Annotated in this window: 19 protein-coding genes; 10 read left to right on the forward strand and 9 right to left on the reverse strand. The window is 59.5% G+C overall.

Annotated elements, in window-relative coordinates; translation table 11 throughout:
- Positions 1–116: 116 nt before the first annotated feature.
- The 3 genes from PY650_RS03530 (at position 117) to guaA (ending at position 3188) form a co-directional block, all read left to right on the forward strand.
- On the forward strand, positions 117–566 hold the full coding sequence (locus PY650_RS03530) for a PaaI family thioesterase (protein WP_285877676.1): 450 nt from the start codon (positions 117–119) through the stop codon (positions 564–566).
- Positions 563–1204 (forward strand): 5'-methylthioadenosine/S-adenosylhomocysteine nucleosidase, encoded by a 642-nt coding sequence (locus PY650_RS03535; RefSeq protein ID WP_285877677.1) that lies wholly within the window; start codon positions 563–565, stop codon positions 1202–1204. Before PY650_RS03530 ends, PY650_RS03535 begins: the two co-directional genes overlap by 4 nt.
- A gap of 421 nt (positions 1205–1625) precedes the next feature.
- Positions 1626–3188 (forward strand): glutamine-hydrolyzing GMP synthase, encoded by a 1563-nt coding sequence (gene guaA, locus PY650_RS03540; RefSeq protein WP_285877678.1) that lies wholly within the window; start codon positions 1626–1628, stop codon positions 3186–3188.
- Positions 3189–3316: 128 nt separating this feature from the next.
- Here guaA and PY650_RS03545 read toward each other — a convergent pair whose 3' ends face one another.
- From PY650_RS03545 to PY650_RS03550, 3 genes are all read right to left on the reverse strand, one after another.
- Positions 3317–3445: a hypothetical protein gene (locus PY650_RS03545; RefSeq protein ID WP_285877679.1), complete on the reverse strand. Its 129-nt coding sequence runs from the start codon at positions 3443–3445 to the stop codon at positions 3317–3319.
- Positions 3446–3649: 204 nt separating this feature from the next.
- Complete coding sequence (locus PY650_RS37315) at positions 3650–4378, reverse strand: DUF2306 domain-containing protein (RefSeq protein WP_432761484.1); 729 nt, start codon at positions 4376–4378, stop codon at positions 3650–3652.
- Positions 4379–4464: 86 nt separating this feature from the next.
- The gene (locus PY650_RS03550) at positions 4465–4764 is read right to left on the reverse strand and encodes a TetR/AcrR family transcriptional regulator (RefSeq protein ID WP_285877680.1); all 300 of its coding nucleotides are present in this window, start codon (positions 4762–4764) and stop codon (positions 4465–4467) included.
- On the opposite strand from PY650_RS03550, the gene PY650_RS03555 reads away from it, so the two are divergent.
- Together PY650_RS03555 and PY650_RS03560 are read left to right on the forward strand one after the other, a co-directional pair.
- Complete coding sequence (locus PY650_RS03555; RefSeq protein ID WP_285877681.1) at positions 4755–4997, forward strand: hypothetical protein; 243 nt, start codon at positions 4755–4757, stop codon at positions 4995–4997. The two genes, PY650_RS03550 and PY650_RS03555, sit on opposite strands and share 10 nt — an antisense overlap.
- Positions 4978–5232, forward strand: coding sequence for a dihydrofolate reductase family protein (locus tag PY650_RS03560; protein WP_285877682.1), 255 nt, complete (start codon positions 4978–4980; stop codon positions 5230–5232). Before PY650_RS03555 ends, PY650_RS03560 begins: the two co-directional genes overlap by 20 nt.
- 231 nt (positions 5233–5463) lie before the next feature.
- Here PY650_RS03560 and PY650_RS03565 read toward each other — a convergent pair whose 3' ends face one another.
- Together PY650_RS03565 and PY650_RS37675 are read right to left on the reverse strand one after the other, a co-directional pair.
- Entirely contained in the window at positions 5464–5904 is a 441-nt protein-coding gene (locus PY650_RS03565; RefSeq protein WP_285877683.1) for a lipid-binding SYLF domain-containing protein, read from the reverse strand.
- 295 nt (positions 5905–6199) lie between these two features.
- Positions 6200–6709 carry a GFA family protein gene (locus tag PY650_RS37675; protein WP_490390923.1) on the reverse strand — a complete coding sequence of 170 codons (510 nt, stop codon included), beginning with the start codon at positions 6707–6709 and terminating at the stop codon, positions 6200–6202.
- Positions 6710–6793: 84 nt separating this feature from the next.
- Between PY650_RS37675 and PY650_RS03570 the strand changes: the two genes are divergently transcribed.
- Entirely contained in the window at positions 6794–7450 is a 657-nt protein-coding gene (locus PY650_RS03570; RefSeq protein ID WP_285877684.1) for a TetR/AcrR family transcriptional regulator, read from the forward strand.
- Between the two features lie 691 nt (positions 7451–8141).
- Here PY650_RS03570 and PY650_RS03575 read toward each other — a convergent pair.
- Entirely contained in the window at positions 8142–8825 is a 684-nt protein-coding gene (locus PY650_RS03575) for a methyltransferase family protein (RefSeq protein ID WP_285877759.1), read from the reverse strand.
- A 67-nt stretch (positions 8826–8892) separates the two neighbouring features.
- The gene (locus tag PY650_RS03580; protein WP_285877685.1) at positions 8893–9342 is read right to left on the reverse strand and encodes a GbsR/MarR family transcriptional regulator; all 450 of its coding nucleotides are present in this window, start codon (positions 9340–9342) and stop codon (positions 8893–8895) included.
- 225 nt (positions 9343–9567) lie between these two features.
- On the opposite strand from PY650_RS03580, the gene PY650_RS03585 reads away from it, so the two are divergent.
- Positions 9568–9933, forward strand: a complete 366-nt coding sequence (locus PY650_RS03585) for a YciI family protein (RefSeq protein WP_285877686.1) — start codon at positions 9568–9570, stop codon at positions 9931–9933.
- Positions 9934–9999: 66 nt separating this feature from the next.
- Here the strand turns inward: PY650_RS03585 and PY650_RS03590 are convergent, their stop codons facing one another.
- Positions 10000–10974 (reverse strand): LysR family transcriptional regulator, encoded by a 975-nt coding sequence (locus tag PY650_RS03590; protein ID WP_285877687.1) that lies wholly within the window; start codon positions 10972–10974, stop codon positions 10000–10002.
- 119 nt (positions 10975–11093) lie between these two features.
- On the opposite strand from PY650_RS03590, the gene PY650_RS03595 reads away from it, so the two are divergent.
- From PY650_RS03595 to PY650_RS03605, 3 genes are all read left to right on the forward strand, one after another.
- On the forward strand, positions 11094–11912 hold the full coding sequence (locus tag PY650_RS03595; protein WP_285877688.1) for a class I SAM-dependent methyltransferase: 819 nt from the start codon (positions 11094–11096) through the stop codon (positions 11910–11912).
- A 24-nt stretch (positions 11913–11936) separates the two neighbouring features.
- Positions 11937–12461, forward strand: a complete 525-nt coding sequence (locus PY650_RS03600) for a DUF8737 domain-containing protein (protein WP_285877689.1) — start codon at positions 11937–11939, stop codon at positions 12459–12461.
- A gap of 151 nt (positions 12462–12612) precedes the next feature.
- Entirely contained in the window at positions 12613–13995 is a 1383-nt protein-coding gene (locus tag PY650_RS03605; protein ID WP_285877690.1) for an MFS transporter, read from the forward strand.
- Between the two features lie 48 nt (positions 13996–14043).
- On the opposite strand, the gene PY650_RS03610 is transcribed toward PY650_RS03605, so the two are convergent.
- Positions 14044–14607, reverse strand: a complete 564-nt coding sequence (locus PY650_RS03610) for a methylated-DNA--[protein]-cysteine S-methyltransferase (protein ID WP_285877691.1) — start codon at positions 14605–14607, stop codon at positions 14044–14046.
- Positions 14608–14737: the final 130 nt, after the last annotated feature.

Consider the following 14737-nt stretch of genomic DNA (forward strand, 5'->3'; position numbering starts at 1 on the left):
GCCATCACAGAAAAACAAGCCGATCACCCATCGTTCCTTCAAGGTGGAATTCGATCGCATCGCCCTTGTCCAAATTATCCTGCCATGTCAATTTCGCACCCGCGAAAGGGAACAGGATGACCGAGGAAAACAGCGGCGACTTTCGAGCGCGCATTCGAACGAGCTTCCGCCGGCAGGCGGCGATGACGACGATTGGCGCGGAACTCACGCGCGTGGAGCATGGCATGGTCGAAATCGAGATGCCATTCGACGTGAAGCTGACGCAGCAGCATGGTATCCTGCATGCCGGCATCATCGCGGCGGCGCTGGATTCAGCTTGCGGTTTTGCCGCCTACAGCGTCATCGACCCTTCGGCTTCGATCCTCACCATCGAATTCAAAGTCAATCTGATGTCGCCGGGACGGGGCGAGCGTTTTCTCTTTCGCGGTGAAATCACCAAGCCCGGCACTACAATCATCGTCGCTGATGGAAGAGCCTATGCCATCAGCGACGGACCTGCCAAGCTGATTGCCTCCATGACCGGTACAATGATGGTCATCCGAGGCCGAGAGGGAATTACCGGATGAAATTCGAACTGAAACGTGTATCGGGAAAATCGATCCTGTTCGTCATGGCGGCAGAGGCGGAATACGGCCCCTTCCTGCGCTCCCGCATTGATCCGCTGATGACCGGCGTCGGCCCGGTCGAGGCCGCCATTGCCATGACGCGGGCGCTCGCTCAGCTGGAAGCGCAGGACGATTTGCCGGACATGGTGGTTTCGCTCGGGTCGGCTGGATCTTCCAAGCTGGAACAGACGGAGGTTTATCAGGTCACTTCGGTTTCCTATCGCGACATGGACGCTTCGCCTCTGGGCTTTGAGAAGGGCCGTACGCCTTTCCTCGACCTGCCCGCCACAATCGAACTGCCGTTGCGCATTCCCGCCGTCCCGGAAGCGAGCCTTTCGACCGGCGGCAATGTCATCTCCGGCCTTGATGCCTATGGCCGGATCGCCGCCGACATGGTGGACATGGAAACTTTCTCCTTGCTGCGCGCCTGCCAGATTTATGATCGGCCGCTGATCGGCCTGCGCGGCATTTCGGACGGCGCGATCGAGCTGCAGCATATTTCCGGTTGGACAGAGTACCTGCACGTCATCGACCGCAAGCTCTCCTATGCAGTCGACGGGCTGTTTACCGCGCTCGAGGACGGCATATTCTGGTTCTGATCAACATTTTGGGCAACATCATCGACGACCTAGTGTTTATTGCACGTCCTGCGATCGGAACTGACAGAAGTTTGTTGCGTATCTTGCTGGCGCTTGGATTTATGATTTTTGCTATCTCTAATCTTCTGGCGATCCGTGCGATCAATACGCAGCCTACCCAAATAAGATGCTCATACAGACGCCATATAAAAATGTCGCCAAATTTGGCGAGCCGCTTTTGGAACCTGTCCTTTGGGGCTTCCATGTTGGTGCGGACATTTTAGTTCTTCTGAGCATTTTCTACTTCCGGGATTACCGCACGAAACCGGCTTAGGGCTTCCACAGCCAATGCGGTTCGATGTAGGACAATCGGGACAATAAAATCGGCTCCGGCGCGATTTGCCCGATTGCCAGGGAAAGCGCTTTTCATTAAAGGCTCGCCATGACCCAGACAGCACATCCAGATACCGTTCTCATCGTCGATTTTGGCAGCCAGGTGACGCAGCTCATCGCACGGCGCGTGCGTGAAGCGGGCGTCTATTGCGAGATCGTACCCTTCCAATCCGCCGAAGCCGCTTTCAAGCGGCTGCAGCCGAAAGCGGTGATCCTGTCGGGCAGCCCAGCCTCGACCGTGGATGAAGGCTCGCCACGAGCGCCACAGATCATCTTCGACAGCGGCCTGCCGGTTTTCGGCATCTGCTACGGCCAGCAGACCATGTGCATGCAGCTCGGCGGCAAGGTGGAGAGTGGCCATCACCGCGAATTCGGCCGCGCCTTTCTCGACGTCAACACTGATTGCGCCCTGTTCGAAGGTCTCTGGTCATCCGGCTCTCGCCATCAGGTCTGGATGAGCCACGGCGACCGCGTCACCGCGCTGCCGGAAGGCTTCGAGGTCGTCGCCACCTCCTCGAATGCGCCCTTTGCCTTTATCGCCGACGAGAAGCGCAAATATTATGGTGTGCAGTTCCATCCGGAAGTGGTGCATACGCCCGACGGCGCCAAACTAATCAGCAATTTCATCCATAATATTGCGGGTATCAAGGGCGATTGGTCGATGTCGGCCTATCGCGCCAAGGCGGTGCAGGCGATCCGAGAGCAGGTCGGCGATAAGCGCGTTATCTGCGCGCTGTCCGGCGGCGTCGATTCCTCCGTCGCGGCACTGCTGATCCATGAAGCGGTCGGCGATCAGCTCACCTGCATACTCGTCGACCACGGCCTGATGCGCAAGGATGAGGCCGCAAACGTCGTTACGATGTTCCGCGAGCATTACAATCTGCATCTGTTGCATGTCGACGCCTCTGATCGCTTCATCGGCGAGTTGGAGGGCGTCAGCGACCCCGAAACCAAGCGCAAAATCATCGGCCGCCTCTTCATCGAGACCTTCGATGAGGAAGCCAAGAAGCTCGGCGGCGCCGATTTCCTTGGTCAGGGCACGCTCTATCCTGACGTGATTGAGAGCGTTTCCTTCACCGGCGGTCCCTCGGTTACCATCAAGTCGCACCACAATGTCGGCGGCCTGCCAGAGCGCATGAAGATGCAGCTCGTGGAACCGCTGCGCGAACTCTTTAAGGACGAAGTGCGCGTACTCGGCAAGGAGCTCGGTCTTCCCGACAGCTTCATTGGCCGCCACCCCTTCCCCGGCCCCGGTCTCGCGATCCGCTGCCCCGGCGGCATCACTCGCGAGAAGCTGGAAATCCTGCGCGAGGCTGACGCCATCTATCTCGACGAAATTCGCAAGGCCGGCCTTTACGACGCTATCTGGCAGGCCTTCGCCGTGCTGCTGCCAGTCCAGACCGTCGGTGTCATGGGCGACGGCCGTACCTACGAATTCGTCTGTGCGCTCCGCGCGGTCACCTCCGTCGACGGCATGACTGCCGATTTCTACCGTTACGACATGGAATTCCTCGGCCGTGCAGCAACCAGAATCATCAATGAAGTCAGAGGGATAAACCGCGTGGTGTATGACGTGACGTCGAAGCCGCCCGGTACGATCGAGTGGGAGTGAGTAGGAACAAACGCGGGCCTGCTTTGCGCGGAGACTGCTGTCGATCGAGCTTCACTGGCGTTCGGAAGCAAGTCATTGCTGGTGCAGAATTGATCCGTCGCCAGTGGCCGGGCGTCATGTCTTCCCACTCACGGAAAGCGCGCACCTGCCGCACAGGCCCAGGCGAAGACATCGCCAATGCGGGAATAGAGCGTCGGCGCGGGTCCCTCGGCGCGAGCGGTGACACGGCCTTGCGCGTCCGTAATTGTTAGAAGCACATTTCACGCCGCGCGCGCCATCGCAAAGCCGGTGGAAGGTGCTGCGAGCCGCGCCAAACCGAACGCCAAATTAGCTACAACGGCGCAAATAAGAAAGTGACGCTCCACAAGCCGGTTAAGGAGGCGCTTTAGATGAACACCGGCGCGGGGACCCGACTATAAGCAAACGCACCGACGCGGCCGTAGGCCGAAATGCGTGCATGTTCATTGACCGGCGGTGTTTGGAGCGCGGGGTGTGGGGCCTTCATTGAACCCAAGTGACAGAGAACGTTGCCTGGCTTCAAACATCGAATACAGGGCCACTATCAAGACGTTGGGTATCCACGAGGTAAACGCCAGAATCGGAGACATGCTGGAATAACTGCTGTAGCCCAACGCGAAACCGATCGGAATCTGCAAGCGTAGCGCGACTGCTCCGAAGGTCATTGCATAGCTGAATCGCATTAGTAGCCGATGCCACTCAAACCTTCCTTGCACAACGGAAATCCAAGCGGCCACAGTAGTGCCTACCCACAATACCGCGAGGATCCCAAAGCCGACACTGGCGACCAACCCTCCTGAAGCAAATGGTGACGTAGCGAACGCTCCTATTCCGCCTATAACGCATGCCAGGACATAAACTCGACCGAAACAGCGATGCAGCTTCGGATGGCGCATTCGTATTCCCGGAAAAAATTGGAACGGTCCGAGGACCAAAGCGGCGGGAGCTATGAGCATGTGCATTAGCGCTTGGAGAGGCGCTTGCAATATGACAGCCTCGATATTCGGATCGATATCCCACCATATGCCACCCAGCGCGGCGTAGTAGCGCGAGGAGTACAGTGTTACGATTACGGCGAGTACAACCATAAGGCCGCACCCAATGCGGGGGATGTATCTCTTAAGCATCTGCGTAGGACCCTTGCCGGCTCTGTTGCAAAATTTTCTCGTCATAGAATGTAATTCCACTTGAGTTGCTGCCTGAAAAGCTGATTTTTTGATAATTTACTGCCTCCGATTTCGGGGTCGCTGTGAGGCACCTAGAAGGAAGGCAGCCTCGTACTGGCGTGGTGGCTCCTCGAGCGCGAAAGCAAGAAATGCTTCGCTCGCCGCATGGAGCCATGAATGGGGTTGCGAAGCCATTCCTCCCATGCCGACATGCCGTTTAGTATGAGCGCGTTCATCAGGGCCTCGTTATCCGGATAGTGCCGGTAGATGGCCATCGCGGTAAGACCGACGTCCTTGGCAATCGTACCCATGGAGACGCCGGTAGGTCCCTCCCGCTCAAACCGCCTGCTTTGCGGCGTCGAAAATTTGCAGCATGGTTGCCATGTATACATCGTATACCATGGAACTCCAGCAGTGGATATTTCCGCAGCGGTTCTTCCGGGAGAGATTGAAGATCGGCGAGGGTGGCGAGGAAGGGCGCGACAACGACATCGTGCGGGCGACGTTCGAGCGCACCGGCGCGAGCGTGATGGGCAAACGCATGTTCGACCTCGGAGAGCAGGCGTGGCCCGAGGAGGCACCGGTTTCACACGCCGGTCTTCGTCGTGACGCACGAGAAGCGTGACCCCTGGCAGCGATTGGGTGGGACGACCTTCTACTTCGTCAACGACGGAATCGAGACCGCGCTCCACCACGCGCGCGACGCAGCCGCCGACCGAGACGTCCGCATCGCAGGCGGCGGCGCAACGATCCTGGAGTACGTGAACGCCGGCCTGATCGACGAGTTCTCGATCGCGCTCTCACCCATGCTGTTCGGCTCCGGAATCCGGTTGTTCGAGGGCCTGAATGCGGGCAGCTAGCCCTGGATTCGGTCCACCCAGAGCAGACGCAGCGCGTCACCCACCTGACCTGCGCAATCCGGGAGCGGTAACTGTCTCAACCTCAACGCTCCCTCCCCGAGATCAGCAGCGCGTGAGATGGTGCAAACGTCGGAAGCCGGCGCGGCGGACGAGTCCCAAGGCGCCCTCCCCGGAAGTGCCCGATCGCCAACTTTAGCAATCGGGCCTATCCAAGAAACAGAGTGACGGCCCTTACCTCACGTTGATGCTCATGCCGCTGATATCAGCATTGACCTGTAGGCCAACCTGCCTGCCTGTGAGTTCGAGTTGTGCGCCCTTGTCATTGGTCATAACGATCATCTGGGCTCCTCTGCCGACCGCGCCGCCACCACCCGCTGCACCATATACGCCCGTCACATCTTGGGCGCGGCGTATGTGGCGCACGGTACCATTGAAATACGTCTTGGAGGCGCCGAAGGCGAGGCCCCCGGAGATGCCGCCGATCGAGACCGGATATCGGTGACCGTGGAAGGTCAGCGTGCCCTCGCCGCCGGAACCTCCGACGAAGAAGGCGGCCTTGTAGACGGCGAAGTGGATGGTGCCGCTGTCGGCATGCGCGGCGCCGGCAAAGCTAACTCCCGCGGCGGCGATGGCGGCAACCGCCACTGATCGAAATTTGGATGAAATCTTCATGATAAGATACTCCTCAAGAGCGCCGCTTACCCAGTCGGCCGGGCACGACGTCAGCGTCGTATCAAAGTTATAATTCAACAATTTCGCACGCTATTAGTTCCAAGGCACGGCAATAACAAAGCGTTAGAGCAATCAAATAACCAAGTGCGAAAGAGGGGTGAGTAATGAAGGCCCCAGGATGTAGGGGCGTATGAATGGCGGATGTCCGCTGTCGAACGTCTCGACTGATTGGGTGCCCCGATCAGCTGTCGGGACCGGAATGCGGCGACCTGAAATTTCAATCAGACGCGCCGGTTTATCGACCTAGCAACATCCCCACGCGCGATGCGAGCAGCCTGACGATGAAGCCTGGGGCATAGCTCCGATAGCTCGGCACGTCGTCGGGAAGTACTGCACTATCCGGCTTGAACTTCGTGCAAATCCGAAACTGCAGTGGCGGGAGTTCTCCGCGAAATCGCGCTCTGTATGCCGAAACCCAGTGTGGACCTCTATCGAAATTCATGAACACGGCCGAGTTGCAGCACGTGGCGACAACTCTGTTTGTGGCCGAGGTTTCCTTAAGCTTGTAGCCCTTCAGCAATTCGGCGCCGTTGGAACACTCGATGCGGTCTTTTCGAAAGAGGATGTATGCGGTTCCGCCATCGGGATCGCGTATGGCGCCAGCATTCGGCAAAGATTCGATCTGCTCTGCGCCCTTCTGGCAATCGTCGCAATAGCAGACGCTGCTTACGATCGGCCTGCCGAACGCCTTGAGTTCAACGCTGCCGCAGGAGCATGTCACGGTCATGGTGGGTACACTTATCATTTGCCGGTAATCACCTTATGATTGCCCATTGCATCGATGCGAACATCAAACTAGACCGTCCAGTACTAGGAGTCAATCTCGGGAATGACCACTACGCCATCAGCAAGTGCTTCAGAGGAGCTCGAACAGCAGGGCCGGTCGGCGCAAAAGCGACGGGCCATTCTCGATGCGGCGACAGGGGTGTTTCTGCAAAAGGGCTATCTGGCCACTAATATGGATGAGATCGCAGCACTTGCGGCGGTGTCGAAACAGACCGTCTACAAGAATTTTCCGGGTAAGGAGACGCTGTTTGTGGAGATCGTGAGCAGTGTGACCAGCCGCACCGGCGATCGGGTTCACAATGAGATGCCGGACTTGGCCGATGGCGAAGATGTTGCCGAGTATCTTCAGCGCTATGCGTACCGACAGCTTACCATTGTCCTCACGCCGCGCGTCATGCAACTGCGCCGATTGGTGATCGGCGAAGTCGGCCGTTTCCCTGATCTGGCGAAGGCACTCTTTGACGGTGGACCCAAGCGCGCGATGGCGGCGATGGCCGCATTGTTCGTGCGCTTGGCCGATCGCGGTCTCCTTGCGATCGATGATCCAGCCGTCGCCGCTTCGCAGTTCAATTGGTTGATAATGGGCGAGCCGTTGAACAGGGCCATGCTGCTGGGTGACGATGCAATTCCGAAACCGGCGGAGCTTCGACGGCACGCCGCAGCCGGCGTGCGCGTGTTCCTTGCGTCATACGGCAAGTGAGGGAAGTGCAAGGACGCTGCGACAGTAGAGCTCAATATCGAAGCGCTAAGTCGTTCGATGCTGGTCGAAGCTTTCCGCCCGCCGTCTTTGCAAGAAGCGGCGGACGGCAGGGTCTATTTCCAGCGCAATCGCTTGGTATATGCTTCGCGGGCCGCCGCCATTTCCGCCATTCTCGCATGAAGTTCGGCTCGCGCCTCCCAACAGCGTTGATACTCGACAAGCCGGCTGACGGGCCACGTCGGCATCATAGGCGACGGCGGCATAGCGCAGCGTTTGTGACATAATCGGTTCTGAGCGACAGCGGTTGATAGATGCGGCGCGACTAGAAGACGCCAGGTACGAGATGCCAGCGGACTTTTGCGCAATATTCGCTATAACCGCACAAATTCTCAGCAAGAAATTTTTAGTGAGTCGCTCTTCTGCGCCCGGCCTGTCTTGGTTCCGCTCTCGAGTAGTATCGGATCGTTCAAGATGCACAGCGCACGGCGGAAACCCGATACGACGTCGAGTTAAACCCATGCCTGCCAGTACCCAAACTGTTCCCGCCGAGACAAACAGCGCGAGCGCTATGATGGCATAGCTCATGATAAGCGAGAGCCACGCCTTAACCTTGGGATCCTTCATTTGATTTGAACTGCAATTTTCTCCTCTGAGTTCGGGGCTGCCGGCATTCCTATGTGGGCGGGCCGTGTCACCAGATGAAAGGAATCAGACGCCAGCGCACCCGGCGCGCATAAGCGTCATATCCCTCAAGGCCCGTGCGCAGCGTTTTTTCTTCGACGCCGATCCGGATGCCGAATAAGATGGCGAGAATAGGGAGCGTCGCAAGTCCCCACCATGATCCGAGCACAAGCGATGTTCCGGCGATATAGAAGAGCGCGCCAAAATACATTGGATGGCGGACGATGGCATAAGGGCCTGTTGTGATGACCGCCTGCCCACGATCCTTTTGTATTTTCACGACTGGCGCTGCGAAGCGGTTCGTACGCATGACCCAGTAGATGAACAAAAGCGACGCCAAGAGGAGACCACATCCTTTCCACTGCACGGAGGATGGCATCGCTGACCAGCGCCAGCGCGCCGCATCTGCCGCCATGAAGGCCATTCCTCCGAATATGAGGAGCAGGATTGGGATGAGAATCAGCTTGTCCGCGAGCGGCTGGTCCTTTTGTACAGGCGGCTTGAGTCGCTCTTTAAGCAAGCCGGGATCGACGCGCATCATGTGCAGCCCAAAAGCGACAGAGAGCGCAACCATCACAGCGAGATAGAGCCAGCCACCGGTGTAGTCCATCGTGCCTGCGGCAACAAAGATGATCGCGCCCATGAAGCCGAACCAGACAATCGTCTGGACGAAGAGGTTTAGAACGAGACCCATTTTCTTGCCGTTCCTGTCGAAGCTTAAAGTCTTCCACTTGGCGAGCACCACAGCTGGAATTCTCTCGTCATCGCGGTTGCCGAACACTCTTCCAGCGGCGCATGGCAGTCTCCATGGCACCACGCATCACCCGATAGAAATCCGCCATCTCCTCGAGGCGGGCGCTTGCCATCTCTGACGCGGCGATTCCGGCACCGGCGTTCAACTGCCCGGCCAACATATCGAGCAGACGGTTCTGCTGCCGGATCATGGCTTCGTAGTCGTCGGCTACGGCATATAGCGCACGCTTCGTTCCAGCCTCGCTATGGCGACGCGCGAGCGTATAGCTTTCCAACAGCCGGGCAGCCACGCTTGCGCTGCTCTTGCTGATCTCAAGGTCCTCGGTGATTTGGTCGAGCGTGACTGGGCGAGGACAGAGAAGCAGATACCCGTAGAGCCGGGCCGCGACCGGCGGCACACCCCAAGGCGTGAGCAGCCGAGCCACATCCTCGACGAACCGTCGCTCGTCCTTGTTCAATTTATTTGGTATATTCGGCATATTCCGAATATAGAGAAAAACGCAGCTGACGCCAAGGACCACAGCGGGAGAGGCTCGCCATCGCGACCCCTGACGTGGAAGCTGCTCTTCGTGCTTCGAATCTCAATCGTCAAAAAAATCACACGACGATGTCGGATATCAAAAACCCCCGATCGTCATTGCAATTTCCGGCCGATGAGGCCGGCGCAAACATGGAGATAGACGATGCGTGTGATGGTGCTCGTGAAGGCTACGCAAGACAGCGAGAAAGGGTTTCTCCGCACGGCCTGGGAGGCGCAGATGATGGAGGCGATGGGCAGATTCAATGAGGAGCTGCGGGATGCCGGCATCTTCGTCATGGCCGGCGGCCTCAAGCCCACCTCGCAGGGCAAGCGTGTTGTGTTCGACGGCCCGGGCCGTACGGTTATCGACGGGCCTTTCCCCGGCGACGATATGGTCGCCGGCTTCTGGCTCTGGGACGTCAAGGATATGGACGAGGCGGTCGCCTGGGTGAAGCGCTGCCCCAATCCCATGCCGGGACCGAGCGAGATCGAAATTCGACCACTATACACGGCTGCCGATATTCAATGAGTCGCAGCAATCCATGACCGGACGCCAGAAGTTCGTAGGCAATTGACGGAAACTTCGGGCATGTCTTCAGGATTGGTTTGCATCGGGGCGCCCGCGCAACGCCCGTCCAGCTGCTTCGTCCCTGGGAGCGTCGCCGCTGCGGTATCTGATATGCTCGATGAACGCCCGGAGTTTGGGCAAGACCTGGCGTCTGCCCGGATGGTACAGAAAAACCCCAGGCGCTGTAACCGCAAAGGAGGTTAGCAGCGCTTGCAATCGGCCATCGGCGATCGCCGCCTCGGCAAGCGGGCGGGGCACCTGCGCAAGTCCCGCGCCTTGGAGGGCAGCCCCCAGAACCGTGGGGTAATCATGCGCGATGAGCGGCCCCGAGACGATCACCTCGACCGCCTCGTTGCCGTCGACAAAGGACCAGGGCGCGACCGAACCGTTCGAGCGGCGCATGCGCAGGCAGGCGTGATCACGCAAATCTTCGATGCACTCCGGCGGCTGGCGCCGAGACAGGTAATCGGGGCTGCCAACGACCACAATCGGGAAGGGTGGCGTCAGCCGCACAGCAATCATGTCAGCGGCGATGAATTCGCCCATCCGGACACCGGCATCAAACCCTTCGGACGCGAGGTCGACCAGCTTTTCGCTTACGGCAATCTCCACCTCGATTGCGGGATAGGCCTCGCAGAAGGACGCGATCAGCGGCTCCAGTACGATCGGCACGACCGAACGCGGCACGGCGAGGCGCAACAATCCGGCCGGCCGCTCGCCGAGTTGACCTGCGACTTCACTTGCCGCGACGAGCTCTTCGAAGGCGGGTTTTGCACGCGACAGAAACCGTTCGCCGGCTTCGGTCAGGCCGACACTGCGCGTCGTGCGCAGGAAGAGCGCTGCGCCGACGCGCTCTTCAAGCGCGCGCACCACTTGGCTGATCGCCGATGGCGTCACCCCCAGTGCCGCGGCCGCTCTGCGAAAACTGCGGTGCTCGGCGACGCTCAGGAACGCCTCCACACCGTCGAGCGCACCTCGTCTGACTGTGAAATTCTGCTTCATGGCCCGTCAACATTATAGCGAATAGTCGCTCGGTGAAAGCAGTCGTACATCTGACTTGCAAAGCGGCAATCACTCCGATGCCGCTCCACAACAGTCAGAAGTCTCAGAGGAAACTTGCAATGACCGATATGATGGAGGACGTGCGCCAACACTATCATGCGACCGGCTTGACCGAGCGGCTGAGGGCGGCGCTTACGGCGCTCTGGCCGGAGGATCAGCTGCTCACGCCCCAGCAACTCGGCGCTCTCGACCAGTTTCACACCCGAGGGCACGTTGCGACCGCCGAGATTGGCAAGTTGGCGGAGATTGCCGCCAACATGTCAGTCCTGGACGTCGGTTCGGGCGTCGGAGGGCCGGCTCGCGTCCTGGCCGCGGCTCACGGCTGCCGAGTTACGGGCATCGACCTTAGCGAGCCATTTGTCAATGCCGCGCGCTATCTGACCGAGCGCACGGGCCAAACCGGACAGGTGTCATTCCAGACCGCCAGTGCGCCGGAGCTCCCATTTGACTACGGCTGTTTCGACGTCGTGTTGCTGCTGCATGTGGCGATGAACATCTCCGACCGGGCGCGGCTCTACCGTGAGGTTCGGCGCGTGCTGAAGCCTGGCGGCAGATTTGTCACCTACGACGTCGTAGTGAACAGCGGCGAGCCCCACTATCCCGTTCCCTGGGCGCGAACACCCGCAACGAGCTTTCTCTTGACCGCTGGCGAGACGCGCGAGGCGATCGAACCGGCCGGCTTCCGGGCGTTGGTATGGCAAGACAGCACCGAGGCGGCCAAGGGTTGGATCGCCGAGCTGCGTGACTCGGGTCCACCGCCTTCGCCAAATCTCGGCTTGGTGATGGGGCCGGACTTCCCGCAGCTTGCCGCCAATTTGGGACGAAGTCTCATGGAAGGCCGGCTCGGCATTCTGACCGCGGTATTCGAGGCCGTGTAACCTAGCAACCCACAGGAGGGCCCAATGTCGCCCGCAATCATTTTCCAGTTACATATCGTTCTAGGCTACGTTCCGTGGCTGCTATGTTTCGGGGCGTATATCTGGCCCAGACTCAAATCGATGGATCCGCTCGAAGCGCAGCGCGCCATCGCCACGCTGCACAGCTTCCGCTTCTTCGGGCTCGTCTTCATTGTTCCCGGCGTCGTCGGCCCCGATTTGCCCGCCGGCTTCGCGACGCCAGCTGCTTACGGTGATTTCGCATCCGGCTTGCTCGCCATCCTGGCGCTTCTCAGCGTCAGGACGCGTCCGCTGTTTTGGCTGTTCGTCATCAGCTTCAATGTTGCCGGAGCAGTCGACCTCATCGTCGACTATTATCACGGCATTCAGTTCGACCTCCCTTCGGCGGCCGGGGCGTTGGCGGCCACCTATGCGATCCCTATCGTATACGTGCCCATTTTGATGATCACCCACGTCGCTGCATTCTACTTGCTGCTGCGTCCTCAGCCCAAGGCGGCCCGGGCCTTTGCCGGCGATGCCGCTGCATCATAGATCGGACGGCAATGCGGCGCCGCCGCCCGATGAAGAGGCGACGGCCCGCGCCGACAAGGAACGGTAAACGCACTCCCGCATTAACTCTGGATGTGCGCTCGCCAGGCACGGCGAGACATCAATTGCTTTGCACTTGGCAGGAGAACGATTGATGACGGAGAGCGCGGCTGACAAGGACGACCGTTCAAGATTGACGAAGTCGCTCACGCTCGCCGGGATGAGTCTCGGCTATGCTGTCGTCCAGCTCGACGTGACTATCGTCAACACCGCCTTGAGCAGCATTGGCAAAGCGCTGGGCGGCGGGGTGCCCGAGCTTCAGTGGGTGGTCACCGTCTACACGATTGCGTTCGCCGCGCTGATCCTGACGGCCGGTGCGCTGGGCGATCGCGTCGGTGCGAAGAAGACATTCATGGCCGGCTTCGCTATCTTCACGGTAGCGTCGCTCGCTTGCGCGCTGGCGCCCACACCAGTGATCCTGATTGCGGCCAGGGCCTTGCAGGGCATCGGCGCCGCCATTCTTGTTCCCAATTCACTCGCCCTCCTCAACCACGCCTATCCCAATGAAAAGGAACGTGGTCGTGCGGTTGGAACCTGGGCGGCCGGAGCGAGCCTCGCGCTCATGGCAGGCCCATTCGTTGGCGGCGGCCTGATCGCGATCGTCGGCTGGAGGAGCATCTTCTTCGTCAACCTGCCGATCGGGCTCGCAGGCCTTTGGCTGACATGGCGGTGGGCTAAAGAGACCACGCCATCGCCATATCGCGAGTTCGACCTTGTTGGCCAGACAATAGCAATCGGCGCGTTGGGTTGTCTCGCTGCGACAATCATTGAAGGCGGAACCTCGGGCTGGGGCAACTCCTGGGTTGTCGCAGGCTTTATTGTTTCGGCCATACTGATTGCACTCTTCCTGTTGCGGGAGCAGCACGCCGAGCAGCCCATGCTGCCGCTTGGCCTCTTCAAACGTCGATTGTTCTCGCAGATGTCGCTTGCGGGCCTGTTGGTGAACGTGCCGTTTTATGGTCTTATCTTCGTGCTCAGCCTCTACTTTCAGCAGGTCAACGACCTTTCTCCTTTTGAGACGGGACTGGCCTTTCTGCCGATGATGGCGGCGGTCTTTCCGGCCAATTTATTGGCGGCTCGGGCAGCCCAGCGATTTGGAGCGCTGCCAGTCATCGCCGCCGGAGCATTGATCGCAGCGGCTGGCTGCATCGGTCTCCTCGGCATCGGCCGTGGTACCAGTTACTGGGCGATGCTCGTTCAGTTCCTTGCAATGGGAAGCGGGTTGGGATTGCTGGTCCCGCCGCTCACGTCGACGCTTCTAGGCAGCGTCGAGAAGGCGCGTTCGGGCGTGGCGGCGGGCGTTCTTAACTCCGCGCGACAAACCGGCAGCGTCCTCGGCGTAGCTTTGTTTGGATCGTTCGTGGGCCAGATAAACGCGTTCGTCACCGGTGCGCGGGAAGCACTTGTTGTTTCCACAACGCTACTGGTTGGCGCGGCCATAACCACGACGGTCCGAGGCTGGAGCACGACGGAATAAGGGGGCAAATCCATGGATGGCCGTTGGTCAGCTTTCTTCCGCATCTGCTTAGAACCCTAGGGATTGCTGCACGGGTTTCGGCGGCGCAAGCTGGACGCCTTCCAGTTCCAGCATGCGGGCCTTGGCGGTCGACCCGCCGGGCGCCGAGAAACCGCCTATCTTACCGCCGGCGGCCAGGACGCGGTGGCAGGGAATGATCAGCGCCACGGGGTTCTTGGCCATGGCCTGGCCGACGTCGCGCGCAGCTTCCGGCCCGGCGCCGAGCTGTTTGGCGATCATGCCATAGGTGGTGGTGTGCCCCCATGCGACCTGCCGCGCGGCGGCATAGATCTGCTTGAAGAAATCGTCTTGCTCACTGAGATCCAATTTGACGCCGGAGAAGTCGATCTCTTCGCCGGCGAAATAGCGCTTCACGGCGGCAACCGCCTCGGACACGTCCGGCGTCGGTGTGCCGGGCTCGGCGTGTGGCAGACGGCGAAGCATAAGGCGCTCGGTCGCTTCAACACGTTTCGTCGGCAGCTGGAAGCGCGTTATGCCGATATCGTTCCACGCAATCCCACAAAACCCCCCCGCTGTTTCGAAGATCAGATAACGTTGCGTCGTTTCACTCATGGCAAAGCCTCCGTGTTTCCACTTGCCATGAAAATCGTGCTCCCGGCGCTCGAATTCAACCCGATTCTTGCGCCGAACGATTGTTGCCAATATTTTGCTGGTCGAAGGAAGCGATGCCGATGCCGCAATG

Source organism: Martinezella calliandrae, assembly GCF_030272695.1.
Classification (GTDB): Bacteria; Pseudomonadota; Alphaproteobacteria; order Rhizobiales; family Rhizobiaceae; genus Rhizobium; species Rhizobium calliandrae.

What these genes read in the sequence shown, in the direction of transcription:
- PY650_RS03570 (WP_285877684.1), top strand. Translation starts at nt 6,794, where the DNA reads ATGACCACTACGCCATCAGCAAGTGCTTCAGAGGAGCTCGAACAGCAG.
- PY650_RS03530 (WP_285877676.1), top strand. Translation starts at nt 117, where the DNA reads ATGACCGAGGAAAACAGCGGCGACTTTCGAGCGCGCATTCGAACGAGC.
- PY650_RS03550 (WP_285877680.1), bottom strand. Translation starts at nt 4,764, where the DNA reads ATGTATACATGGCAACCATGCTGCAAATTTTCGACGCCGCAAAGCAGG.
- PY650_RS03610 (WP_285877691.1), bottom strand. Translation starts at nt 14,607, where the DNA reads ATGAGTGAAACGACGCAACGTTATCTGATCTTCGAAACAGCGGGGGGG.
- PY650_RS37675 (WP_490390923.1), bottom strand. Translation starts at nt 6,709, where the DNA reads ATGATAAGTGTACCCACCATGACCGTGACATGCTCCTGCGGCAGCGTT.
- PY650_RS03555 (WP_285877681.1), top strand. Translation starts at nt 4,755, where the DNA reads ATGTATACATCGTATACCATGGAACTCCAGCAGTGGATATTTCCGCAG.
- PY650_RS37315 (WP_432761484.1), bottom strand. Translation starts at nt 4,378, where the DNA reads ATGACGAGAAAATTTTGCAACAGAGCCGGCAAGGGTCCTACGCAGATG.
- PY650_RS03585 (WP_285877686.1), top strand. Translation starts at nt 9,568, where the DNA reads ATGCGTGTGATGGTGCTCGTGAAGGCTACGCAAGACAGCGAGAAAGGG.
- PY650_RS03565 (WP_285877683.1), bottom strand. Translation starts at nt 5,904, where the DNA reads ATGAAGATTTCATCCAAATTTCGATCAGTGGCGGTTGCCGCCATCGCC.
- PY650_RS03600 (WP_285877689.1), top strand. Translation starts at nt 11,937, where the DNA reads ATGTCGCCCGCAATCATTTTCCAGTTACATATCGTTCTAGGCTACGTT.
- PY650_RS03595 (WP_285877688.1), top strand. Translation starts at nt 11,094, where the DNA reads ATGACCGATATGATGGAGGACGTGCGCCAACACTATCATGCGACCGGC.
- guaA (WP_285877678.1), top strand. Translation starts at nt 1,626, where the DNA reads ATGACCCAGACAGCACATCCAGATACCGTTCTCATCGTCGATTTTGGC.
- PY650_RS03590 (WP_285877687.1), bottom strand. Translation starts at nt 10,974, where the DNA reads ATGAAGCAGAATTTCACAGTCAGACGAGGTGCGCTCGACGGTGTGGAG.
- PY650_RS03535 (WP_285877677.1), top strand. Translation starts at nt 563, where the DNA reads ATGAAATTCGAACTGAAACGTGTATCGGGAAAATCGATCCTGTTCGTC.
- PY650_RS03575 (WP_285877759.1), bottom strand. Translation starts at nt 8,825, where the DNA reads ATGGGTCTCGTTCTAAACCTCTTCGTCCAGACGATTGTCTGGTTCGGC.
- PY650_RS03605 (WP_285877690.1), top strand. Translation starts at nt 12,613, where the DNA reads ATGACGGAGAGCGCGGCTGACAAGGACGACCGTTCAAGATTGACGAAG.